Origin of the sequence: Enterococcus sp. 22-H-5-01 (genome assembly GCF_050310005.1) — a bacterium.
Lineage (GTDB): Bacteria > Bacillota > Bacilli > Lactobacillales > Enterococcaceae > Enterococcus_A > Enterococcus_A hailinensis.
Window position 1 is genome coordinate 209,401 of record NZ_CP189994.1, and the last position, 22,911, is coordinate 232,311.

General features: G+C 35.0%; 27 protein-coding genes and 1 riboswitch. Of the genes, 21 read left to right on the forward strand and 6 right to left on the reverse strand.

Features of this window, described 5'->3' with window-relative positions:
• Nucleotides 1-59: 59 nt before the first annotated feature.
• Together dapB and dapA are read right to left on the reverse strand one after the other, a co-directional pair.
• Nucleotides 60-815 (reverse strand): 4-hydroxy-tetrahydrodipicolinate reductase, encoded by a 756-nt coding sequence (gene dapB / locus ACQKTA_RS11975; protein ID WP_427814899.1) that lies wholly within the window; start codon nucleotides 813-815, stop codon nucleotides 60-62.
• A gap of 1 nt (nucleotide 816) precedes the next feature.
• Entirely contained in the window at nucleotides 817-1,701 is an 885-nt protein-coding gene (gene dapA, locus ACQKTA_RS11980) for a 4-hydroxy-tetrahydrodipicolinate synthase (RefSeq protein ID WP_427814900.1), read from the reverse strand.
• A gap of 453 nt (nucleotides 1,702-2,154) precedes the next feature.
• On the opposite strand from dapA, the gene ACQKTA_RS11985 reads away from it, so the two are divergent.
• The 10 genes from ACQKTA_RS11985 (at nucleotide 2,155) to ACQKTA_RS12030 (ending at nucleotide 10,930) form a co-directional block, all read left to right on the forward strand.
• The gene (locus ACQKTA_RS11985) at nucleotides 2,155-3,117 is read left to right on the forward strand and encodes a bile acid:sodium symporter family protein (RefSeq protein WP_427814901.1); all 963 of its coding nucleotides are present in this window, start codon (nucleotides 2,155-2,157) and stop codon (nucleotides 3,115-3,117) included.
• A 147-nt stretch (nucleotides 3,118-3,264) separates the two neighbouring features.
• Complete coding sequence (locus tag ACQKTA_RS11990) at nucleotides 3,265-4,419, forward strand: M20 metallopeptidase family protein (protein ID WP_427814902.1); 1,155 nt, start codon at nucleotides 3,265-3,267, stop codon at nucleotides 4,417-4,419.
• Nucleotides 4,420-4,429: 10 nt separating this feature from the next.
• Nucleotides 4,430-5,728: a diaminopimelate decarboxylase gene (gene lysA / locus ACQKTA_RS11995; protein ID WP_427814903.1), complete on the forward strand. Its 1,299-nt coding sequence runs from the start codon at nucleotides 4,430-4,432 to the stop codon at nucleotides 5,726-5,728.
• Between the two features lie 23 nt (nucleotides 5,729-5,751).
• Complete coding sequence (dapF, locus tag ACQKTA_RS12000) at nucleotides 5,752-6,585, forward strand: diaminopimelate epimerase (protein WP_427814905.1); 834 nt, start codon at nucleotides 5,752-5,754, stop codon at nucleotides 6,583-6,585.
• A gap of 142 nt (nucleotides 6,586-6,727) precedes the next feature.
• The gene (locus ACQKTA_RS12005) at nucleotides 6,728-7,609 is read left to right on the forward strand and encodes a LysR family transcriptional regulator (protein ID WP_427814906.1); all 882 of its coding nucleotides are present in this window, start codon (nucleotides 6,728-6,730) and stop codon (nucleotides 7,607-7,609) included.
• A gap of 87 nt (nucleotides 7,610-7,696) precedes the next feature.
• Nucleotides 7,697-8,215 (forward strand): flavodoxin, encoded by a 519-nt coding sequence (locus ACQKTA_RS12010; RefSeq protein ID WP_427814907.1) that lies wholly within the window; start codon nucleotides 7,697-7,699, stop codon nucleotides 8,213-8,215.
• A gap of 21 nt (nucleotides 8,216-8,236) precedes the next feature.
• Nucleotides 8,237-8,653, forward strand: coding sequence for a cupin domain-containing protein (locus ACQKTA_RS12015; RefSeq protein ID WP_427814908.1), 417 nt, complete (start codon nucleotides 8,237-8,239; stop codon nucleotides 8,651-8,653).
• Nucleotides 8,654-8,659: 6 nt separating this feature from the next.
• The gene (locus ACQKTA_RS12020) at nucleotides 8,660-8,971 is read left to right on the forward strand and encodes a carboxymuconolactone decarboxylase family protein (RefSeq protein WP_427814909.1); all 312 of its coding nucleotides are present in this window, start codon (nucleotides 8,660-8,662) and stop codon (nucleotides 8,969-8,971) included.
• Between the two features lie 77 nt (nucleotides 8,972-9,048).
• Complete coding sequence (locus ACQKTA_RS12025) at nucleotides 9,049-10,029, forward strand: aldo/keto reductase (RefSeq protein WP_427814910.1); 981 nt, start codon at nucleotides 9,049-9,051, stop codon at nucleotides 10,027-10,029.
• Between the two features lie 43 nt (nucleotides 10,030-10,072).
• Nucleotides 10,073-10,930 carry an aldo/keto reductase gene (locus tag ACQKTA_RS12030; protein WP_427814911.1) on the forward strand — a complete coding sequence of 286 codons (858 nt, stop codon included), beginning with the start codon at nucleotides 10,073-10,075 and terminating at the stop codon, nucleotides 10,928-10,930.
• An 80-nt stretch (nucleotides 10,931-11,010) separates the two neighbouring features.
• Here the strand turns inward: ACQKTA_RS12030 and ACQKTA_RS12035 are convergent, their stop codons facing one another.
• Nucleotides 11,011-11,217, reverse strand: a complete 207-nt coding sequence (locus ACQKTA_RS12035) for a hypothetical protein (RefSeq protein ID WP_427814912.1) — start codon at nucleotides 11,215-11,217, stop codon at nucleotides 11,011-11,013.
• A gap of 769 nt (nucleotides 11,218-11,986) precedes the next feature.
• On the opposite strand from ACQKTA_RS12035, the gene ACQKTA_RS12040 reads away from it, so the two are divergent.
• The 9 genes from ACQKTA_RS12040 to ACQKTA_RS12080 all read left to right on the forward strand — a co-directional run bounded on the left by ACQKTA_RS12040 (nucleotide 11,987) and on the right by ACQKTA_RS12080 (nucleotide 18,483).
• On the forward strand, nucleotides 11,987-12,169 hold the full coding sequence (locus ACQKTA_RS12040; RefSeq protein WP_427814913.1) for a hypothetical protein: 183 nt from the start codon (nucleotides 11,987-11,989) through the stop codon (nucleotides 12,167-12,169).
• Nucleotides 12,170-12,198: 29 nt separating this feature from the next.
• Nucleotides 12,199-12,564, forward strand: a complete 366-nt coding sequence (locus tag ACQKTA_RS12045; protein ID WP_427814914.1) for an ArsC/Spx/MgsR family protein — start codon at nucleotides 12,199-12,201, stop codon at nucleotides 12,562-12,564.
• An 80-nt stretch (nucleotides 12,565-12,644) separates the two neighbouring features.
• Nucleotides 12,645-13,073: a hypothetical protein gene (locus tag ACQKTA_RS12050; protein ID WP_427814915.1), complete on the forward strand. Its 429-nt coding sequence runs from the start codon at nucleotides 12,645-12,647 to the stop codon at nucleotides 13,071-13,073.
• A 57-nt stretch (nucleotides 13,074-13,130) separates the two neighbouring features.
• Nucleotides 13,131-13,301 carry a hypothetical protein gene (locus ACQKTA_RS12055; RefSeq protein ID WP_427814916.1) on the forward strand — a complete coding sequence of 57 codons (171 nt, stop codon included), beginning with the start codon at nucleotides 13,131-13,133 and terminating at the stop codon, nucleotides 13,299-13,301.
• Nucleotides 13,302-13,351: 50 nt separating this feature from the next.
• Nucleotides 13,352-13,786, forward strand: a complete 435-nt coding sequence (locus ACQKTA_RS12060; RefSeq protein WP_427814917.1) for a hypothetical protein — start codon at nucleotides 13,352-13,354, stop codon at nucleotides 13,784-13,786.
• A gap of 50 nt (nucleotides 13,787-13,836) precedes the next feature.
• Nucleotides 13,837-14,997, forward strand: a complete 1,161-nt coding sequence (locus ACQKTA_RS12065) for an NAD(P)-dependent oxidoreductase (RefSeq protein WP_427814918.1) — start codon at nucleotides 13,837-13,839, stop codon at nucleotides 14,995-14,997.
• A 54-nt stretch (nucleotides 14,998-15,051) separates the two neighbouring features.
• Nucleotides 15,052-16,701: a phosphoenolpyruvate carboxykinase (ATP) gene (locus tag ACQKTA_RS12070; RefSeq protein WP_427814919.1), complete on the forward strand. Its 1,650-nt coding sequence runs from the start codon at nucleotides 15,052-15,054 to the stop codon at nucleotides 16,699-16,701.
• Nucleotides 16,702-16,854: 153 nt separating this feature from the next.
• Nucleotides 16,855-16,899, forward strand: a riboswitch (PreQ1 riboswitch).
• Between the two features lie 24 nt (nucleotides 16,900-16,923).
• Nucleotides 16,924-17,898: a nucleoside hydrolase gene (locus ACQKTA_RS12075; protein WP_427814920.1), complete on the forward strand. Its 975-nt coding sequence runs from the start codon at nucleotides 16,924-16,926 to the stop codon at nucleotides 17,896-17,898.
• 6 nt (nucleotides 17,899-17,904) lie between these two features.
• Nucleotides 17,905-18,483 (forward strand): ECF transporter S component, encoded by a 579-nt coding sequence (locus tag ACQKTA_RS12080; protein ID WP_427814921.1) that lies wholly within the window; start codon nucleotides 17,905-17,907, stop codon nucleotides 18,481-18,483.
• 60 nt (nucleotides 18,484-18,543) lie between these two features.
• On the opposite strand, the gene ACQKTA_RS12085 is transcribed toward ACQKTA_RS12080, so the two are convergent.
• Nucleotides 18,544-19,431: an AraC family transcriptional regulator gene (locus tag ACQKTA_RS12085; RefSeq protein ID WP_427814553.1), complete on the reverse strand. Its 888-nt coding sequence runs from the start codon at nucleotides 19,429-19,431 to the stop codon at nucleotides 18,544-18,546.
• Nucleotides 19,432-19,533: 102 nt separating this feature from the next.
• Here ACQKTA_RS12085 and ACQKTA_RS12090 point away from each other — a divergent pair, with 102 nt between their 5' ends.
• Both ACQKTA_RS12090 and ACQKTA_RS12095 read left to right on the forward strand, forming a co-directional pair.
• Nucleotides 19,534-20,019, forward strand: coding sequence for a GNAT family N-acetyltransferase (locus ACQKTA_RS12090; RefSeq protein ID WP_427814554.1), 486 nt, complete (start codon nucleotides 19,534-19,536; stop codon nucleotides 20,017-20,019).
• Entirely contained in the window at nucleotides 20,016-20,906 is an 891-nt protein-coding gene (locus ACQKTA_RS12095; RefSeq protein ID WP_427814555.1) for a DMT family transporter, read from the forward strand. Before ACQKTA_RS12090 ends, ACQKTA_RS12095 begins: the two co-directional genes overlap by 4 nt.
• A 50-nt stretch (nucleotides 20,907-20,956) precedes the next feature.
• On the opposite strand, the gene ACQKTA_RS12100 is transcribed toward ACQKTA_RS12095, so the two are convergent.
• Together ACQKTA_RS12100 and ACQKTA_RS12105 are read right to left on the reverse strand one after the other, a co-directional pair.
• Nucleotides 20,957-21,541: a FadR/GntR family transcriptional regulator gene (locus ACQKTA_RS12100; RefSeq protein WP_427814556.1), complete on the reverse strand. Its 585-nt coding sequence runs from the start codon at nucleotides 21,539-21,541 to the stop codon at nucleotides 20,957-20,959.
• A 31-nt stretch (nucleotides 21,542-21,572) separates the two neighbouring features.
• Nucleotides 21,573-22,739, reverse strand: a complete 1,167-nt coding sequence (locus tag ACQKTA_RS12105; RefSeq protein ID WP_427814557.1) for a CynX/NimT family MFS transporter — start codon at nucleotides 22,737-22,739, stop codon at nucleotides 21,573-21,575.
• Nucleotides 22,740-22,911 lie beyond the last annotated feature (172 nt).

Consider the following 22,911-nt stretch of genomic DNA (forward strand, 5'->3'; position numbering starts at 1 on the left):
ATTTCTCCTATCTTATAGCATAGCGAATTGCTATATTTATTTAAAAATGGCTATGGGTTTTATTTCTCGTTGATTAGTTTTTCCATATCGAATAAACCAATTGCTTTTTGGCTGACATATTTTGCCGCTTTGACAGCACCGCTAGCAAAAATATCACGGGATAATGCCAAATGATTTAATTCAATCACTTCATCTGGACCAGCATAAATCACGGTATGCTCTCCAGGAATCGTGCCGCCACGGACTGCGTGGATCCCTAATTCAGAAAGAGGATTTTCTAAGTCGTTGCCATGGCGCCCATAGATATAGGTTTTTGGTTCTTCCACTGCATCATTGACAGCATCCGCTAATAAAAGAGCCGTTCCACTGGGAGCATCTTTCTTTTGATTATGATGTTTTTCTACAATTTCGATATTGAATTCATCCTCTAATAACGGTGTGATTTCACGAATCGCTTTAGCTAAGAGATTGATTCCAATCGACATATTAGCTGAAAAGAAGACAGCTGTTTCTTTGCTGGCAGAAATTAATTGTGTCTTTACTTCATCAGTTAAACCAGTTGTTGCAATCACGACCGGTAATTTATGATCGACACAATACGTTAAAACGTCTGGGACTGCGCTGTAATGAGAAAAATCAATTACGACATCTGCGGATTCACGACAGTCAGCAAATGTTTGATAGGTAGGGAAGTTTGCTTCAAAAGCTTCACGATCAATCCCAGCAACAACTTGCATTTCGGTTTGTTGAGCAATTAACGTTTGCAATACTTTGCCCATTCGTCCGTTTGCACCGCTTAAAATCACGTTTAACATATTAGACCTCCAACCCGTAAGCTGACATTTCTTTTTTCAAGCGTTCCACTGTTTCAGCTTTGGCAGGCGAAAGCGGCAATCTAAAATGAACATCAAATTTTCCAAGTAAGCTGACAGCTGTTTTGACTGGAATTGGATTGACTTCACAGAAAAGTGCGTGAATCAATTGGATTTGCGCTAATTGAAGTTTTTTCGCTGTAATAAAATCGCCTGTTAAAGCTGCTGCCGTTAATTCATGTGTTTGTTTTGGTGCAATATTAGCAATCGTTGAAATGGTTCCACGACCACCCAAAGCCATGATCGGTAATACTTGATCATCATTACCAGAATAAATGGCAAAATCAGCAGGCATTAGCTGTGCGATTGCAGCAATTTGCGAGATATCACCACTAGCTTCTTTGATACCGACGATATTTGGAATTTCAGCCAATCGTTTGACCATTTGCGGGGTAATATTCATATTTGTCCGTGAAGCGACGGAATATAAAATAATCGGCACTTCGACACTATTAGCAATTGCTTGATAGTGTAAAAATAATCCTTCGTCAGAAGCTTTATTATAATAAGGGGTGACAACTAATAGTGCATCTGCACCAACGCGTTGTGCACCGGTGGATAATTTAATCGCATGGCGAGTATCGTTAACTCCGGTTCCTGCAATAACAGGAATACGACCTGCGACTTTTTTGACCACTGCTTCAATTACAGAAATGTGTTCATCATTGGAAAGAGTGGAGGCTTCACCAGTCGTTCCACAAGCAATGATTGCATCGGTTCCTTCGCTGATTTGCCATTCAACTAATTCATCCAATTTCTTATAATCCACCGCACCATCTGCTTTCATAGGGGTAACTAAAGCGACACCAGATCCTTCGAATATACTCAAGGAAATCAACTCCTTCATTCATAATTATTTTAAAAAACGCTAAAAAGGTTTTTAATATTAGAATTATAGCGCAATTGTTAATGAAAGCCAACGTAAATCTCATGATATTTTCAATAAAAGGCCATAATAAATGAGCGGATTACTCTTAAAGTTAATTTTCAGAAAATTTCAAAAAATGATTGACAATCTAATAAAGCAGTTTTATATTATGAGAAACATTTAATTGAGAAACATTTTATTTTTAATCTCAAAAATAAGGGGTCCCTATTATGAATCAAAAGCAACTAACAACTGTCGTCATTTTAATTATTAAGATCAGGACTTAGAACGAGTAGATTTTTTACATCGTTAGAGTCCTATTTGCTTTTGAAAATGGGATTCAGCAAGCATCCCATTTCCACAGTGGGATGCTTTTTTATGTTTTAAATTAAATGTAAGAAAAGGGGAATTCAAATGAGAACACTTGAAACATTGACAAAATTTATATCAAAAAACTTTACGGTATTGGTAATTATTATGGCTTTATTTTCATATTTTTCCCCATCTTTAGGACTATCAATTGCACCACACACATCGATTTTATTGATGGTTGTTCTTTTCGGAATGGGATTAAGTTTGAATGTAGGAGATTTTAAACGAATCGGGAAGCATCCTGTTCCGGTTATTTTAGGGACGGTAGCCCACTATATCATTATGCCGGGAATGGCATTTCTTTTAGTCCATCTTTTTCATTTGCAAGGAGCAGCGGCTGTAGGAGTAATATTAGTTGGGTCTTGTCCTTCAGGAACTTCTTCCAATGTGATGGCCTTTTTAGCGGGTGGTGATGTTGCCTTAGACGTTTCGATTGGATTATTATCGACTATTTTAGCACCGGTCATGATTCCATTATTAGTCTCAACCTTAGCCGGAAAATACGTCGAGGTCCCAGCTTTATCCATGTTCTTAAATACACTAAAAATCGTTTTGATCCCAGTGTTACTAGGTGTTTTAGTTCATACGCTATTTGGTAAAAAGGTCGAAAAAGTAAACCACGTAACACCTTTGATTTCTCAAGTAGCAATACTTGCGATTATCTGTGCAGTTTTCTCTGTAAATCATGCTCAGTTTACAAATAAAGCTAGTCTGTTAATTATCCCAGTGGTTATGCTGCATAATCTTTTTGGCTATTTGTTAGGCTTTGTATTTGCTAAGTCGACCCATTTAAACTTACGACAACAAAAAGCCATCACGTTTGAAGTTGGGATGCAAGACTCCGCCTTGGGTGCAACCTTAGCTATGAAATTTTTTATACCGCAAGCGGCGATTGCTTCTACTATTTTTTCAATCTGGCATAACATTTCAGGTTCAATCCTTTCTTCTTGGTGGAGAAATCATGATAAAAATAAATTAGTAAATAAAGCACCAGAAAGCTATTGATTTAATCATTTTTTCAGCTTATTAACAAATAAAGCAAGAAATTAATGACCGTAACTCGTTTCTGTACTATAATATGAGAAACTCTCAATTAGATTTTAATCTAAAGAGCACTATTCTCAGAATATATATAGGAAATGAGTGGAATACATGATCGATTCAGAAGTCAAAGAATTAGAAGGATTAGTTACGACGATGCGGCGTGAATTGCATCAAATCCCTGAACTTGGATTAAAAGAATATCAAACGGCCGCATATATACGTGAAAAACTGGTTTCATTTGGTATAACAGAAACATATGAAGTCTTGGGCACAGGAACGATTGCTGTATTACGTGGCAATAAACCTGGCAAGACGTTAGCTTTTAGAACCGATATCGATGCATTGCCGGTAGAAGAACAAACTGATTATGATTTTGCTTCAAAAACACCAGGAAAAATGCATGCATGCGGTCATGATGGTCATATGGCTACTGTATTAGGCTTTCTTGCGTATTTGCATCAGCATCCTGAAAAAATTCAGGGGACACTTGTTTTTGTTTTCCAACCAGCAGAAGAAGGGCCCGGGGGCGCTGAATTAATTATGAAGGAAGGTATTTTACAAAAACTAGGGGTTGAACAAATCGTGGGTCTCCATGTATTCCCAGATCTTCCTGCAGGAAAAATTTCTTGCCGTCCTGGAGCTATGATGGCGCGAAATGCCGAAGTAACGATCACGATCAAAGGTGTGAGCACTCATGGTGCACAGCCACAGCTAGGTGAAGATGCGATCGTGGCGGCTGGCGGTGTCATCACTGGTTTAAATAGTATTTTAGCAAGAAATATCAGTCCGCTGGATAATGTCGTTTTAACCTTTGGAACGATCCATGGTGGAGAGGCGATGAATATCGTTGCAAAAGAAGTGGTTCTTCACGGAACTATGCGAGCTTTTGATGATCGTGTTTATGATGAAGTCGTTCGTCGTGTGGAATTATTAGCGGGGGAAATTGCTAAAGGTTATGGCTGTGAGGCGATCGTAGATTTCAATCATATGTATCGCGTTGTTGATAATGATCCTGCAATGGTTCGGGTGTTAGAAAAAGTGGCGTCCGATTATTATGTTGAAACGCCGCCTTATTTAATTGCTGAAGATTTTTCTTGGTATCAGCAAGAAATTCCGGGAATGTTTTTCTTCCTAGGTATCCGTGATGAAGAGAAAGGCTATACGTACCCGTTGCATAGCGGAAAAATGAAATTTGATGAAGTGAATTTATTACTTGGCGTTCAAACGTATATCAATTTGATCGCTGGTTTAAATGAAGCGTAGGAGGCTAAACATGGAATTTGAAACAAACAACGGACATTTAATTTGGGCTGGCTGTGACACAGTAGCACTGGCAAAAGAATTTGGTACACCACTTTATGTATTTTCTCAAACACAGATTGAAGAAAAATGTCATGAGTTACAAAAGAATTTTGTTCAAAAATATAAGAATGCTCGTGTGGCATTCGCTAGTAAAGCTTTTTCAACATTAGCGATGTTAAAAATTGTTGAGCAGCAAGGTTTTTCTTTAGATGTTGTCTCTGATGGAGAATTGTATACGGCGATCAAAGCCGATTTTCCAGCAGAACGGATCGAAATGAATGGAAATAATAAATCGATCGAAGAATTAGAGTTGGCGATCGATTATGGTGTGGGTCGAATCATCGTGGATAGTTTACAAGAAGTTGGCTTGATCGCGGCAATCGCAAAAGAAAAACAAAAGACCGTCGATATTTTATTCCGGATTACACCAGAAGTGAATGTAACGACACATTCGTTCATCTCTACTGGTCAAAAAGATTCAAAATTTGGGATTCCCATCGATGAATCCATTTTATTTCCACAAATCGAACAAGCAATCAAGATACCAGAAGTTCATTTTTTAGGGTTTCATTTTCACGTAGGTAGTCAATTATTTGATCATCTAGCCCATCTAGCAGCGGTAGATATTGCCTTAGATTTGGTAAAACTGGTTCAAGAACGTTTTGATTATACGATCAAAGAATTGAACTTTGGCGGTGGTTTTGGTGTCAAATATACAGATGCAGATCAACCTAAACCCTTTAATTATTTTACAGATCCAATGATGGATAAAGTGTTGGCTTTTTGTGAGCAAGAAAATTATCCGCAACCAGCAATTGTGATCGAGCCAGGTCGTAGTATTGTGGCTGAAGCGGGAATCAGTCTGCATACAATCGGCGCGATCAAAGAATTACCTGGATTAAGAAAATATGTCAGTATTGATGGTGGGATGACGGATAATATTCGTCCAGGTCTTTATGAAGCAGAATACACAGGTGTTTTGGCTAATAAAATCGATCAAGCAAATGAAGAAATCGTTACTATATCGGGGAAAGCTTGTGAAAGCACAGATATTTTAGTGAAAGATATCGCCTTACCAGCTATAGAATCAGGAGATATCTTTGCTACTTTTTCTACGGGTGCTTACGGCTATTCAATGGCCAGTAATTATAATAAGCTAGTAATTCCGGCGGTTGTTTTAGCAAAAAACGGTAAAGCAGAAGTTATCGTGAAAAGGCAGACTTTAGATCAAATCATCCAAAATGAAGTGATTCCAGAATCTTTAAAATAAAAGTTAGTGAACGAGGTGGGAAAATGGAAATACCTTTTTATAAGATGCAAGGTGCAGGCAATGATTTTATCTTGATTGACAATCAGCCTTTCGGTTTTTCAAGTGAAGAATTGGCAAAATTTGCGTTACGTGTTTGTACACGCCGTGTTTCAGTCGGTGCTGATACATTGATCGTGATCGAAGCACCTCGTGGCGAAGGCGATTTTTATGCTCGTTTTTTCAATGCAGATGGATCAGAAGCTGAAATGTGCGGAAATGGCGCAAGATGTGTGGCTCGACTTGCCTATGAACAAGGGTTAGCTGAGGAATATATGCTGATTGAAACCATCGCCGGAACGGTTCCAGCGGAACGACTTGATCAGCGAACGTATCGAGTACAATTAAACTCACCGACGATTTTTGAAGCAGATAAAAAAATTGAGCTAGATGGTCAGGAAGTAACTGTTGATTATGTTGAATTAGGTGATCCTGGAATTCCACATTTAGTGGTTGCCTTGCCAAATCTAGCACGAACTGAGCTTGTGACTATCTTTGATTTTGCCCGTAAATTGAGAAATCATAGTGCTTTTGCCAAAGGAGCGAACGTCAATTTTTATGATATTTTAGCTGACCAAACAGTTATTGAACGGACTTACGAGCGTGGTGTTGAAGATTTCACTCTAGCTTGTGGGACAGGGACCGGTTCAACTGCCTACGCATTAACAAAAAAAGGATTGATCAATGAAAATCCAGTCAATGTCGAAGTGTTAGGTGGAAAATTGAAAGTGATGATCAAGGAAGCGGAGTTGTATCTGATCGGAGATACGAATCTAGTTGTTAAAGGAACTATTTTAGATGAAGATTTAACGATAAATTAAAACTAAAGAAACTGTAACGAGGGATTCTTCATTCGTTACAGTTTCTTTATGTTATTAGAAGTTAACGCACTTGATTATTTAGTTTTAGAGAAATATGATAAATAGATAGTCAGTACTAAAATAACAGAATAAGAGGTGCAGCATGGAAACACGGCTTTTAAGGTATTTTTGGACCGTTGCTCAAGAAGGCAATATCTCTAAAGCGGCTAGATTATTGAATATCACCCAGCCAACATTGAGCAGGCAAATCAAAGAATTGGAAGAAATGCTTGGAACCTCTGTGTTCAATCGCGAAAAAAATAAATTGAGTTTAACTGCTGATGGTCTATTCTTAAAAGAAAGAGCGGAAGAAATCCTCAGTTTAGATGAAAAATTAGAACAAGCGTTTTTTGATCGAAGAAATGAACAATTAAGCGGACATTTTTCAATCGGATGTGTCGAGGCAGATAATTCAGACACGGTAGCAATGATGATCGAAGAATTGATCAGCGACTATCCTCAAGTCAAATTTAACTTAGTCACTGGTACAAGCGATGACATCGTCGATCGATTAGAAAAAGGTATTTTAGATTTAGCCGTATTGTTAGAGCCAGTAATATTAAATGAAGTAGAACAGCTGAGACTTCCGAGAGAAGAAAAATGGGGAGTGGTTGTTTCCAACGAATTATTCATTGCACAAAATGATCAAATCACTTCTGAAGATATCAAAGGTATGCCGCTCTTATGTTCAAATCGTCAAGAAGTAAAAGAACTTTTATGCACTTGGTCAGGCATGACTTTAAATGAGCTGAATATTATTGGAAATTATAATTTGCTGTTCAATATATTACCTTTAGTCGAAAATCGAGTAGGAGCAGCTTTTGCTATTGAAGGGGCGCTGTATAATCGACAAGCAGAAAACCTCGTTTTTCTACCCTTGAATCCAGAAGTAAAAACACAATGTGCCTTAGTTTGGAAAAAAAGAGTTCAAACCCCGTTAGTTCAGGAACTGATCAAACGATTCAAACATGCTTTTCAGGTATAGAGGTATTGATAATAGGAATTAGACGAATAGTACGGAGCGCCTTACAATGGATTTAGTCATTGTAAGGCGCTTTTTTTAGGAGGAATCATGGAAACAGTTATTATTTTTTTCTCAAAATCAGGAGAGAATTTTATCCATGGGAAAAAACAAACGATTTTAGTTGGGAATACAAAATTTTTAGCACTCAAAATCAATGAACAATTGCAAGTTCCCATGTTTGAGTTAATTCCCCAGCGGGCTTACCCCAAAGAATATGATCGCTTACTCAAACAGTCAAAGCTAGAGAAGAAAGAGGCTCAAGCAGTCGAGTATCGACCGTTAGTTCTGGATTTAAAAAAAGTTCAAACAATTTTTTTAGGCTTTCCCAATTGGTGGGGGAGTTATCCTGAAATTATCAAAACTTTTATCCAAGCTAACGATTGGGAGGACAAAGTAATTTATCCATTTTGTACCCATGAGGGCAGTGCTATGGGCTCAAGTATTGAAGATTTAAAAAGAGATTGTTCGGGAGCGTTTGTCCATACAGGTTTACCGGTCTGCGGCTCCCGGGTCGAGAAAGCTGATTTAGCGATCAGTAATTGGTTGATAGAATATATTAATCAGTGATCTACGAAAGGATGAAAATAAATGGCAAAATATGAAGAAGTAAAAAATGGAATTATCTTTCCGAGTGGTGAAAAAAATGATGCTTATGCTAAATATTTTATTGGACAAAGTTATTTGAAAACATTGATTGCTGATCCAGAGATTAATGTAGGTGTAGGTAATGTGACGTTTGAACCAGGGTGTCGTAATAATTGGCATATCCATCCTGATGGGTATCAATTATTATTAGTCACTGGCGGTGAAGGCTGGTATCAAGAAGAAGGCAAAAAAGCGCAGTTTCTCCAAGTTGGCGATGTAATCGTGACCCACGATGGTGTAAAACATTGGCATGGGGCAGCAAAAAATAGTTGGTTTGAACATTTGGCAATTACAGCAGGAACTCCAGAATGGCTAGAACCTGTTAGCGATGAAGTGTACGATAAATTGGAAGAGGAGTAGATCAGCATGAAAAAACAAACAGCTGGAAGAGAACAATTAGGAGAATTTGCACCCCAATTCGCCGCTTTAAATGATGATGTTTTATTTGGTAAAGTTTGGGCTCGCGAAGAAAAATTATCTGCTCATGATCGAAGCATGATCACTTGTTCTGCACTCTTAGCTATGGGTGCACCACAACTTGAAGCCCATTTGAAAATTGCTAAACAAAATGGTGTCACAAAAGAAGAAGTGGTGGAGTTGATCACCCAGCTAGCTTTTTATGTTGGATGGCCGAAAGCATGGAGTGCTTTTTCACTAGCAAAAGAGCTATTTGAATAAATTTCTTTAATTTGAATTCTAAAAATACAGCATTTAAGATTTAGATCAAGAAGCTTTAATATCGAGAGGAGACGATCATGGAGTATACGAAATTAGGGAATACTGGATTGGATGTATCGCGGATCTGCTTAGGATCAATGGGCTTTGGTGATCCTAAAAACTGGATTCATAAGTGGGTCTTGGAAGAAGAGGACAGCCGCCCACTGATAAAAAAAGCACTCGAACTAGGGATCAATTTTTTTGATACTGCTAACGTTTATTCTCTCGGTCGAAGTGAAGAAATAGTAGGAAAAGCTTTAAAAGATTATGCTAAAAGAGATGAAATTGTTTTGGCAACCAAGGTTCAGCAAAAAATGTTTGAGGGTCCTAATGGACAAGGTTTGTCTCGAAAAGCGATCATGGCTCAAATAGATCAAAGTTTAGCAAGACTTCAGACAGATTATGTTGATTTGTACATCATTCATCGCTGGGATTACAATACGCCAATCGAGGAAACCATGGAAGCACTTCATGATGTCGTAAAAAGTGGTAAAGCCCGTTACATCGGTTCTTCATCGATGTTTGCTTATCAGTTCCAACAAGCAAATACGATTGCTGAAAAAAATGGTTGGACAAAATTTGTCTCCATGCAAAATCATTTGAATCTTATCTATCGAGAAGAAGAGCGAGAAATGATCCCATATTGTCTTTCAGAAAAAATTGCCTTGACACCGTATAGTCCATTAGCTTCAGGAAGATTGATTAGAGATAAAACCGAAACAACAACGCGCAGTCAAACGGACTATATACAAAAAAATAAATATGATTTGACTGCTGACCAGGATCAACTCATCATTGATCGAGTGGCGGAAATGGCGAATAAATATGAGACAAATCGAGTGAATATTGCTTTAAGTTGGCTTTTACAAAAACAACCAGTTGCTGCACCAGTGGTCGGGGCAACAAAAATGAGACATATTGAAAATGCAGTTGAGGCTGTAGCTTTCGAGCTTAGTCCGACAGATATCGCTTATTTAGAAGAACCTTATCTTCCACATACGATTGTGGGGCATGGCTAGCGTAATAAAAATTAGTTAGGCGTAATGAGAGGAGAAAATTAAAATGATTTTACAAGAAAAATATCAATTAAATAGTGGTATCAACATTCCTAAGGTGGGATTCGGGACCTGGATGATCGATGACGAAGCGGTTGTTCAAGCAGTGCAAGACGCACTTGAAATCGGATACCGTCATATTGATACCGCACAAGCATATGAAAATGAGCGTGGGGTCGGTGAAGCCATACGGACTTCTGGAATTAAACGTTCTGAAATTTTTCTAACCAGTAAAGTAGCTGCGGAACATAAAACTTATGAAACAACTGCACATTCTATCGATGAATCATTAGAAAAACTAGGGTTAGACAGCATTGACTTAATGATCATCCATGCACCACAACCATGGGCGGAATTCAGAGAAGCAAATTACGATACTGGAAATGTTGAAGCATGGAAGGCGTTAGAAGATGCCCAAAAAGCTGGTAAAGTTAAAGCTATCGGACTGTCAAACTTTAATCAATATGACGTAAAAAACATCTTGGATCATGCTACGATAAAACCCGCGGTCAATCAAATCTTAGCTCATATTTCTAATGTGCCTTTTGATCTGATCGAATATTGTAAAGAAAAAGATATTCTAATAGAAGCTTATTCTCCAGTTGGACATGGTGAATTATTAAAAAATCCTGAATTAAAGAAAATGGCTGAAAAATATGACGTCAGTGTTCCACAATTAGCTATTCGTTACTGTATTGAATTAGGATTATTACCTTTGCCAAAATCAGCAAATAAAGAACATATCAAAGCAAATGGTGAATTAGATTTTCAATTAGAAAAAGCTGATATTGAGACGTTGAATGCGATCAAAGCGATTGATAATTATGGGGAATCAAGTAATTTTCCAGTTTATAATAAGAAATAAAAAAATAAACAGTTTAAAGACAAAAGACCTTAAACATTAGAAGCATGTTTAAGGTCTTTTGTCTTTAATAAATAGTCTGATTAATTTTCAATCACAATTCTCTGACACATAGTTAGATTGATAAGACGAGAATGTTCTGTCCCAGTGCGACCAACATGTATCCAATTTTTATCACCTGACATTTCATCGATTAAAGTATCAGCATGAAAATTATTTCCTCGTTCAAATCTAAAAACTACGTGTTTTTTATTATTCAAAGTTTCAACAATTTTTCCTTTTACGGTCATAAAAATCACCTATACCAATTATTTCAGTATCATTAACTGATAATAAAATTATACACTATTAAGAGTTGAATAAAAATAATAAATATAATCCTTAAATCATCAATATTATTGAAGATAAATGACTTTTAAATATTGGGAAATAAAAAAAGCTCTGGATTAAGCTATTTCAAAAAGCGTGCAAGAATAATTTCCCACTAAAAATGAACATGTTCAATTAAAAATAGGCATTAATGTTATTAAATAATTTGTGTGCGTAATTTATTCATGATATAATATATGCATAAACCAATTATATTATAAACGTTATTTTAACGAGGGGGGATTTGTTATATGTATTATAAAATAATTCTTGTTTTGCAATATACATTATGTTATCGTATTTTAAAATAAAAGCAAAACGCGATTAATTTTTTACCAAATTTATAAAAGGAGACCGATAAAATTTCTAGCCTACTAAGGACGGCAATCCGTTAGAGGGTCATGAAAATTTTATCGTCACATTGAACGTCACAATCACGTCAATGAGTAAACTCCCCTTAGTTACAGCATTTGCCGTAATGCATATATTTTAACACACAAACTTTAATAAATTAAGCTTTTTAGTATCTTTTGCTTAGATACTGCTTTAGAAATATTACTTTCTAAATGTGTTAAATTTATTTCGACAAAGGAATCTGTAACATAAAAGGCAGCTTACAAATACGATTTGTAAGCTGCCTTTTTTTTATTTTTTAAAAGTAATTATTACTAATAATATGAAGGTGATATTTTGGACATTGAAAAAGAGGATTTTGGACTTATTGAAGTTGAATACAAATTGGCAGAAGAGGATATTGAATTCAATTCATTTTTTTTTAATAAAGAAATAACAGTCGTTCAATTAGAAAAAATTTTTGACGAAGTGCTTAAAAATATGAAAGAAATAAACGGAGCTTGCACCGAGATTGAGTAACTACTCCCATTATTTAAGGATGATGCTTAATGGTAATAATTTATACTGAATCAAGTAATTTACGAAGTCGTAAAGCTGTTGAGTGGCTAAAGATGAATAATATCGATTATTTTGAAGTTCGAGTAAATAGACACCCATTCAATCTAAAAGATTTGAAAAATTTACTCAAATATACTGAGAATGGGTTAGATGATCTATTAAGTAGATCTGGTCAGAATGCTGAATTGAATGAGCTATCATTGGAAGAAGCTCTAACTATAATTATTAGAAATCCAAATTTTTTAAAAAAGCCTATTCTATTTGACGGAAAAACCGTACAGTCAGGATTCAATGATAGTGAAATAAGAGTGTTTATCCCTAGAAGTCAAAGAGAAAAGTATGTTGGTTTACTTTAATATAGAAAATTTATTTCGTCATAAAATTGAACCAATAAAAGTGGTCGACTTCTAATGATCACAGGAAAGAGGAGAAAATTATGGGAAGTGTGCCGTACTCAGCAGAACAATTTAAAACTATGCAATTTCAGAAAATGCATTTTGAAGAAATCAATCAAGAAGCAGCCTTTACTGTTGAATTCATTCAAAATGAATTGCAAATGGACTTATTTACAGCCGTGCAATTATTTAAAGATTTGAAAAAAAATGAAAGTATGGTCGATAATTATCCAGATTATACATTCCGTAAAAAATTTGTGAAAGATGCAAATAATAAAGAAATTAAATTCCATGATGTTATTAGGACTTCCTCTGGAGAAATATTGTTGGTTGAATTAGGAATTGATAAAACTGAGCATATAAAAGGTTTGGTAGCTACAAATAAATATAATGGACTTCATGACTGGTTAGAAAGATATCAAGACGATGAATTAATCATATTAGGGAATGTTGACTATTTGGCACCATAAGAAGTTAGTAATTCTAATCACTGCGTAATATCAGTTTATGGGTGAGGAGTGGAAATGATGGATGCTAAAGATCAGTTAGATATGTTAAAAAGATTATATGAATTCTATATGAGGCAAAATGATTATATATCAAGTTTGGCTGTTCAATACACATTAGAGACATATGCTCAAAAAGATTTCTTTGATGTACTTGTCTTGAAAGCATTTCTTAATGAAATAAATAGATAAATCTATTAATTAGAGTAACTTATAAATATATTTAGAAAGGATTGTCCAAAATGAAAACTAAGCGCGAAGCATTTAAGAAGGTTCAAGAAATGTATGGAATTGAAAGTAGTTTAGCTTTTTTTCAATATTTAGATGATCCTATAGAAGACAGTGAACATGAAAATTTAATAAAATTGATGACTCCTTTTTATAAAGGCGAAATAGAGGTAAAAAAAACGTCCGAAGAACAATTACTAGGAGAAACCACTATCAGCGATTTTAAATTTATAAAAATATATCTAGAAACACTACAAGGTCTTATGCCAATCTTTATAGATGTCGAAGGCAGTTTACAGACGCTAAATGATATACACGAAAAATTTAAAAATCAAGCAGAAATTATTTATGTTGTATGCTACAAGATTGAAAAGGGAATTATTTATCGATGTGGAAATTCTGAACCGGGTATATGGGATGAATATGCGATTACTAAAGGTTATCCTTGACTTTAGAATAGAAAGGGTAGTTTTGCTGATTAAATTTTAGAGGTGAAGACATGTACAATATATTTTTGAAAGATAGATTTTCAGAAGAGATAAATAAGGATTATCTAAAAGTTGGGACAAAAAATATTGATGGAATTATTGTTAACTCTAGTAAGATAGATGAAGAGGTAATCAACGAAGAGCTCCTTTGCATCGTTAGATCAGGGATAGGTGTGGATACTATTGATATCGAGAAATCTACAAATAATGGAACAGTTGTTATGAATACCCCTGGAATCAATAAATCTTCAGTTACAGAATTGATCATTTTAACAATGCTTTTGTCCCAGAGACCGATTCTTTCTGCAAATACTATGATTAATGAAGTCCATGCGACATTAGAAGAATATGATTCTTTACAATTAGCTTCAGAACAAAGACGAGGTCCATATATAGGTCATGAATTAAAAGGAAAAACTGTTGGAATTTTAGGATTAGGAAGTGTTGGAAGCGAACTTGCCAAGATTTGCCATAGTTTAAATATGAACGTACTGGCTTATGATAGAAATGAGAACCTAGAAAATAGCTATACTACTAGAGTAAAACTACGCCATATTTTTAAAGAATCTGATTTTGTAATTATAGTTATTCCATTAAATAATGATACCATCGGGCTTGTAGATGATTATTTACTGAGTCATGCGAAAAAAAATTGTATTTTGATTAATTTTGGACGTGCTGAGATTGTGGATAATAAAGCACTATTAAAATTTATAAGAAATAGAGAGATACAAACGTATATTACGGATTTTCCAGTTAATGAGTTGGTTGATGTTGATAACGTCTGGATGATCCCACACCTCGGAGGAAGTACTGTAGAAGCTAGAAAGGGCGGTGAAAAACAAGCATTAAAGCAAATGGAACAATTTCTATTATACGGTATCACGGAGAATGCCATTAATTTTCCTAATGTTACTGATCGCTTTTCTACCCCTTTTAGACTTACAGTTTTTTATACCCTTCAAAAGGAAGATTTAACGGTGATTTTATCCACTGCGATGGCTAAAAATTTGAAGTTTGACCGTATCATTAATAAGCAAAAAAATGGTTATGGCTACTTACTACTAGATGTGTTAAATACAGAACTTACCCAATTACTTTTGGTAAAAAAAGAACTAGAGACATTATGTTTTATCCAAAGGATCCGAATTATAAAATCTATAGAAATTTAAAACTAGATGATTTTTTTATTTGAGAAATACATTGCAAATTAGGGAGCGGTTTATATGAGCAGCATTCAAAAATTAACCAATAGTCAAATGTCTAAACATAATAATAAATTTTCTGATTTTCGCGCAATTATTGAATCAAATTTTTATGGCAATAATGTTCACCAGGTTAATTCAGTTGAGGAAGCATATAACTTGGCAGTTAAAACTTCGGGAACGATTATAACAGATATCCCTGTATTTAATTATGAGGCATTGGATTTACCAAAAAATTCAAAGGTTTTAGTTAACAATAATGGATCTGTGGTAGGGAGGACCTCTGCCGCACGAAAGATTATAGGACAACCAAATGTAGACAATAAAGAATTGGCCAAAATTTTAAGAGAAGCTATGTACTTAGGTGGATTGAAAAAATATTATTCTAGTGAAGTTATTGTTGGGCTAGACGAATCATTTATGCTAAAAGCGCATATTATGTTACCTAAAAACTTTGAATCTACTTTATATTCGTATATGTTAAACTTTCAATTTCTAAATAAAGATTTCCAAAATAGATACACTAATTCGAATAAATTTTCTGAGAATGAGCTTTATATTTATGGTGATCCTGAATGGACACATCCAGACTATCCATTTGGATTAGTCATTTTTGATCCTCAGCATAATGTAGCAGCAATATTGGGATTACGCTATTTTGGAGAATTTAAAAAAGCGACGTTGACGTTGGCTTGGGGAGTTGCTCATAGAAATGGATTTATCTCATGCCATGGTGGAATGAAACAATATCGATTTAAGGATTCTGCTTATACTATGGCAGCTTTTGGTCTTTCAGGTTCTGGAAAATCAACGATCACATTAGCAAATCACAATGATAAATATGATATGGTGGTCTTACACGATGATGCATTTGTTATATCAAAAGAAAATGGTATGACTACAGCCTTGGAACCATCCTATTTTGATAAGACACAGGATTACCCAATGGGAAGTGAGGCTATCAAATATTATTTGACCTGTCAAAATGTTGGGGTTACATTAGACGAATTTGGGAATAAGATTTTGGTTACTGAAGATATACGTAATGGGAATGGTAGAACAGTAAAATCTAGATTCTCAACTCCGAATAGAGTAGATCATTTAAAAGAAAAAATTGATGCAGTATATTGGATAATGAAAGATGAATCTTTGCCCCCTATGATTAAAATCAATGATCCTGTTTTAGCAGCGGTCTTTGGTGCAACTCTGGCTACTAAGCGATCTTCTGCAGAAAATATCGTAGTAGATGATGATGCGAATGACTTGGTAATTGAACCATTTGCAAATCCATTTAGAAGCTACCCTTTGAAAGAAGATTATTCAGATTTTATCAACTTATTCATAAGTCAAAAAACGGATTGCTACATTTTAAATACTGGCTATTTCAATGGAAAAAAAGTGACGCCTTTGGATACATTAACTAGTATTGAAAAAGTAGTTGAAGGTCAAGCTGCGTTTCGTCCATTCGGAACAATTGAATCAATCAGTTATTTGCCATTTGAAGGTCATTTGCCCGATTTTGATGATCCAATCTATGCGAATAAACTAAAACAAAGCATGAAAAATAGACTCGCATTCATTTTGAAAATGAATGTTGAAAATAATGGTTATAATGCATTACCTGTAGAAGCAGAACAAAAAATGAGAGAAATAATCTCAAAATTAAACTAGTAAATAATCGTTTTTTGTTATCTTAAATTGGAAAAGTAGTCTGATTTTTAATTCAGGCTACTTTTTTTTATTTGTAACTAGGCTAACATTCTAATATTTACAAGACCCTTCAAAATGGTATACTAACAACGTGCATTTAAATCAAGACAATGTCTTGGACTGGTTCGTAAACTTCCCAGGTAAAAAAACTAAGTATCTCTCATAGATTGGAGGTTGGAAATAATGCGAAAAGTAATTATTGATTGTGATCCTGGCATTGATGATATGTTAGCGCTCTTGTTAGCGATTCAATCGCCAGAGATTGAAGTAGTAGCAATTACTAATGTTTGCGGAAATGTTCCGGTTGAGCTGGGTTCAAAAAATGTAATCAAATGTTTAGAACGGCTGGATCGTTTGGATATCCCGATTTTTCAGGGGGCTGAACAGCCGCTCAAACGTGATTTTGTCAGTGCGCAGGACACTCATGGAATCGATGGTTTGGGCGAATCTGATATTTTGATTCACAGTGGCAAAGCTGTGGAACAGTTATCTGCCGCAAAATATTTAGCTCAAACGTTTAGTGAACCAACAGAAATTTCTGTTATTGCGCTAGGACCATTGACGAATATTGCGCAAGCATTGTTGTTGAATGAGTCGTTAGGAAAAAATATGGTGCGCTTTGTAACGATGGGCGGCGCATATAAAAGTCATGGAAACTGTTCACCAGTTGGCGAGTATAACTATTGGTGTGATCCAGATGCGGCAGCCGTAGTATTTGAAAAACTTGGCCAGTTGATCGAAATGGTAGGGCTCGACGTTACGAGAGAAATTGTTTTTACACCAACGATTCTTGAATATTGTTGTCAAATGAATCCTGAAGTGGGACAGTTTTTAGCAGCAATTACACGATTTTATTTTGATTTTCATTGGAAACAGGAACGTATTTTGGGCTGTGTCATCAATGACCCATTAGCCGTGGCCTACTTTATCGATGATTCTCTTTGTCAAGGGTTTGAAAGTTATACAGTTGTAGAGACCCAAGGAATCAGTTTAGGTCAGACATTAGTTGATCGTCATCAGTTTTGGCAAAAAGCACCAAATAGTAAAATTTTAACAGCTGTCGATTCTCGTCAGTTCTTCACGAAGTTTTTGACCGTTCTTTTAAATGCACAAAAAGAAACGATCGAATCAGATTTAGAAAAACTTCAGATGGGATGATGATAGATGAAACGCACTACGAATAATCCAAAAATAAATGTTAGAATCGTAACGATGATGGCCCTATGTATCGGGATCAATTTTTTAGGAGGATCGATCGCTTTGTTTTTACGATTATCGATTTATCTTGATAGTATCGGGACGATATTTGCAGGAGCGATCGGTGGCCCAATCGTGGGTCTTGTTACAGGACTTTTAAGTGGTTTATTAAGTGGGATCACGACAGATATTTTCTCTTTATATTATTCACCGGTACAAATTGTTACCGGTTTACTCGCAGGATTTTTATTAAAAGGAAAGTTGATCAAAAAAGGATCGTGGAAAATTCCCGGCTTAGCATTTTTACTTTCATTTCCGGGCACATTAGTATCCTCATTTATTACAGTTTATTTATTTGGCGGAATTACCTCGTCAGGTTCAAGCCTGATCGTTCAAGTATTAAACGGATTAGGCATGACTCAAACGATGAGTGTTATTTTAGTTCAGACTGGAACCGATTATTTGGATCGATTATTATCCGTGATGGTCGTAGTTGCAGTAGTAGCAATATTACCTAAACGAAATTTATTTTTAAGTAATTCATAAATTAGAAACTCTTAAACCATAGACAAATATCTATGGTTTAAGAGTTTTTAGTTTGACTAGCTATCCTTGCAATCTAACTTGCTGATATTTCTTAGGTGTTGTGTGATATTTTTTCTTAAAGGATTGAATGAACAGGCTTGTATCTAAGAATCCACAGGCTAAGGCTATTTCCGTAATATTTAGAGGGCTGTTTTCTAACAGTAAACTTGCTCGGTATAAACGATAATCGATTAAAAAACGATAAGGTGTTTGGCCAGTAAATTTTTTAAAGATCCTAGTTGATTCTGAAATACTGATGTTGGTACTATCTGCAATGTCCTGTGATTGAATTTGTTCGTGATAATTTTTATGAATATATTGAATCATAGTCAACGCTCGTTCGTATTTATGTCCTTTTTCAGTCATCTTTTTTAAGGTATCAACAGAAATGGTTTCAATAACACTTAACCATAGTTGACACAGTAGAATTGAAAGCTGATATTGCCAGGTCTGAGAATTTTGTTTGAAATAAAGTTGTTCGATTTCTTTTAAGATATTTCTTATGTCATGGTATTCCTGATTTTGTTGCTTAAAAATCCTAGCTGGAAAATGTGAAAAACCTAAATAGGGATCTACAAAATCTTTTTCCATCCGACTATTTGGAAAAAAAGCTAATAGTCCAGCTGGAAAATTGATGCTGATATAGCTGCTATTTTTTTCTAAGTCAGTCATTTGATGTAATACGTCGGTATTGATAAAAATCACATCGCCTTCAGTTAGAAGATAGTCTTCGCCATTAACTTTCGCTTGGATTTTTCCGTGTTTGACAATTGTAAATTGTAATTCTTCATGCCAATGGGTATCACCAAACCCCCTACCTGCTGGGCGAACGCCATCAGAAGTTATCGTATAGATTTCAAAAGGAAAAAGTAAATCGTTATAGGTATTTTTTTCGTGATAAGAATTCATAGAAACTCCTTTGGCGATTTTTTTACATAAAACAGCGTAAAATCGCCTATATTTGCTTTCGATATGTTGATATTATCGTATCACAGATAGGAGTGAAATGTTTTGAAAATAACTTTTGAAAAATATGAACGATTATATTTAGAAGAGATGACACAAACGTGGAATGAAATATTAGAAGATGGTGTCGCATTTCCAGGAGAAGTATTTTATTCTGCAGCCGATTTTGAAAAAATGTTAGTAGAGCAAAGTGCAGTGACATGTATGTTTTATAATGGAAAGTATGTAGGGTATTTTGTAATGCATCCGAATAATATCGGGCGATGCAGTCATATTGGAAATGCTAGTTATTGCATAGATAAATCAGCACGCGGTAAAGGTGGCTTTAGCGCATTAGTTGCTCAATCTATCAAACAAGCTGCTCATCTAGGTTTTAGTGGTCTTCAATTCAATGCAGTAGTCGCTAGTAATTTAGCAGCACTCCATACGTATATAAAGAATGATTTTTCTATTATTGGTACGGTTCCAGCTGGATTTCGTTTAAAAGACGGGACACTTTCTGATATGCATATCTTATATAGAGCGGTATGAAGAAGCAATCAACAAATTATTTACTAATTTTTCTAACCACTTTGATTGTTAGTTCGACTGAAGTAACCTTAAAATTGATTGGCCACGCTACCATAAGTGGTCTTCAATTGAATTTTTGGCGTTTTTTGATTGGAGGGCTATTTTTATTAAGCCTAACAAAACAAAAGAAAATTGCTTTGAAGAGCTTACCAAGAATACTCGCCTTAGCTTTTCTATTTATTGTATTAAGTATGACTTTTTACCAATTGGCAATCGAACAAAGCAATGCTTTTTTTGTAGCGGTGGTTTTCAGTCTGAATCCATTATTTGCACGAGTCGTTGATGCTCTTTCAGGAAATATTTCTTTTCGTTCGTTGCTTGTTATGCTACCGTCGCTTATTGGATTAAGCTTTATCGTGATTCCAGCAGTAACTAATAATTTTATCGGAATATTCTATGCTATAGCAGCTTCGATGTTATTTGGCATATATAGCTGGTTAAATATAAGGATAGGTACAACTAATTCCACTTTGACGAATACAGCTTATACATTTATTCTTGGGGCTTTTGAGCTCTATGGAATAGTAACAATTAGTCATAAATTGTCACCTTACTCAAAGATATTTGAGTATTTTAATTTGCGTATGCTGACAGGGGTTGATTGGGAAAATATTCCTTCATTGCTTTTTTTGAGTATCATCGTAACAGCCGGTGGTTTTTTTCTCTATTTTATTTGTCAACGCAGGTATCCGGAAGTTGCTCATCTTATATTCTTTTCTAAACCAGCGGTCAGTATGATTTTTAGTGTTTTATTATTAGGCGAAGAAGTGACGATGTATAGTATTTTGGGAATTTTTATTATCATAACAAGTAATTTGATAACTCTGAGAAGAAGTCTGAAGTCCTAAAAAGGCAATCCTTAAATTGGATTGCCTTTTTTAATGGAATAAAATACTGGTCACGAGGTGTGATTGTTTATTTTGATTTTTTCGATGGCAGTAGGACTGTCTAAATCGAGGATTGCTTGATAAAGTTCATTGTGCAGTAAAGTATTATCTGAATAAGATTCCAAATGTAAAATCTGAGTACTCAAATAGGTGCTTAAATCAGTTTGGATTTCTTGATACCATCGGGTTAAAAAAGGATTGTGCGACATTTCAATTATTTTATAGTGAAACTGTAGATCAGCAGTCACATAAGCAGAAAATTTCCCCTCTGCTAATAAAGTGTTTCGCTCATGGAGAATTTCCTTTAATTGCAACATATCTTCTATTTGATAGCCATTCTTAATGATGAGTTCAACAGCTGTGACCTCTAACATTTCTCTAACCGTTAATAGTTGAGTATTTGAGAACGCTAAAGTCGCAGTATTTTTGATGTATGTTCCTGATCCATGTCTCACATCAAGTACATTTGAAAAAGATAAAATTTTTACTGCTTCGCGTAAAGTCGAACGTCCAACTTTCAATGTTTTTGATAATTCAGTTTCATTAGGTAATTTATCACCGATAGTCAATTTGTTTTTTTCGACATAAATCATCATTTCGGAAATTGTTTTATTGACTAGACTTCTGTTAGCCGACATTTTTATTGGTCACCTTCCTATTAGGTAATAATATATTTAACACAAGTATAAACAGAATACCTATAATAATCGAGTAGACGAGATAGTTATCTGTAGCGTCGATTAATACACCAATCAGAATTGGAACAATACCGCCAATCATATAGCCGAATGCTTGAATCATACTTGTCCAAACACTGGCTTCTACTGGTGAATGGACAAATTTTAAAGGTAACAAAAGAGCGATGGGAAATAATCCACCGGTACTAAAAGCTAAGAGTAAAACCGCAAATAAAAAGATCTCTAAACGATCATAGCTACTTAATAGGAGCATTCCTCCAATCATTGAAAAGCAACAGATATAGATCCAGACCTTATTATTGTCAAATTTGTCCATGACAGCTGGAATGATGAAACTAAAAGCCATTTGCATGGCGGTAAAGGCTGTAAGTAAAATAACACTTTCTTGATTTGACATTTCTTTAAACTTGAAGAACTCGACCAGCCAAGTAATTAAACTATAAAATATTCCAGATTGAATACCGAAAAACAAAGCCATTTTCCAGGCAGTAGTATTTCTTAACGGTAAATGAATTTTCTGATCAACTTTAGTCGTTGAGCTGTCATTAGTAACTTTATTTTTCCAAAAGATCGCTGAAATCAAGGATAAGATCCCCCAAATGGCTAAAGATTTATTCCAGTTACCATCAAATAACGCTGCTAAAATTGAAGCAAAGCCGGATGCAAAGGTAGAACCTAATCCCATGGCTAATGAGTAAATGCCAATCAATAGACCTGAATTTTCAGGAAATTCTTGTTTGATGAATCCGGATAAAAGAGGGCCAATGATTGCTACACAAAAACCGATAATAAAGGCAGTAAATAGTAAATAAAAATAATTGGTAAATATACTGCGAGATAGAGTACCGAGTCCTAATAATAATAGTAAAAAAAAGATACTATTTTTTTTACCAAATCTTTGTTCAAAAAAAATAACGCAAAATGCAAAAATACCCATACAAATTACTGGGATACTGGTAAGTAAGCTAGCTTGGAAATTAGTGAGGGATAAGTCCTTTTTTATTACCGTGATGAGTGGTGAAACACTAGAAATCCCTAATCGTAAATTAAACGAAACCATAAAAATGAGTAAAATATAGTTGAAATTTTTTTTCATAAAATCTGCCTTCTTTTTTAGTGATATGATGAATTTTAAGTCATCATATCACTTTGGAGTAAGAAGTTCAATCGAACTAAAGGAATCTTTTTAATATCACAGATATAAAAAATAGTTGTATTATATTAATTAGTTCTTCTAGTAAATTGAGTAGGAAAATTTTTTTTATAAA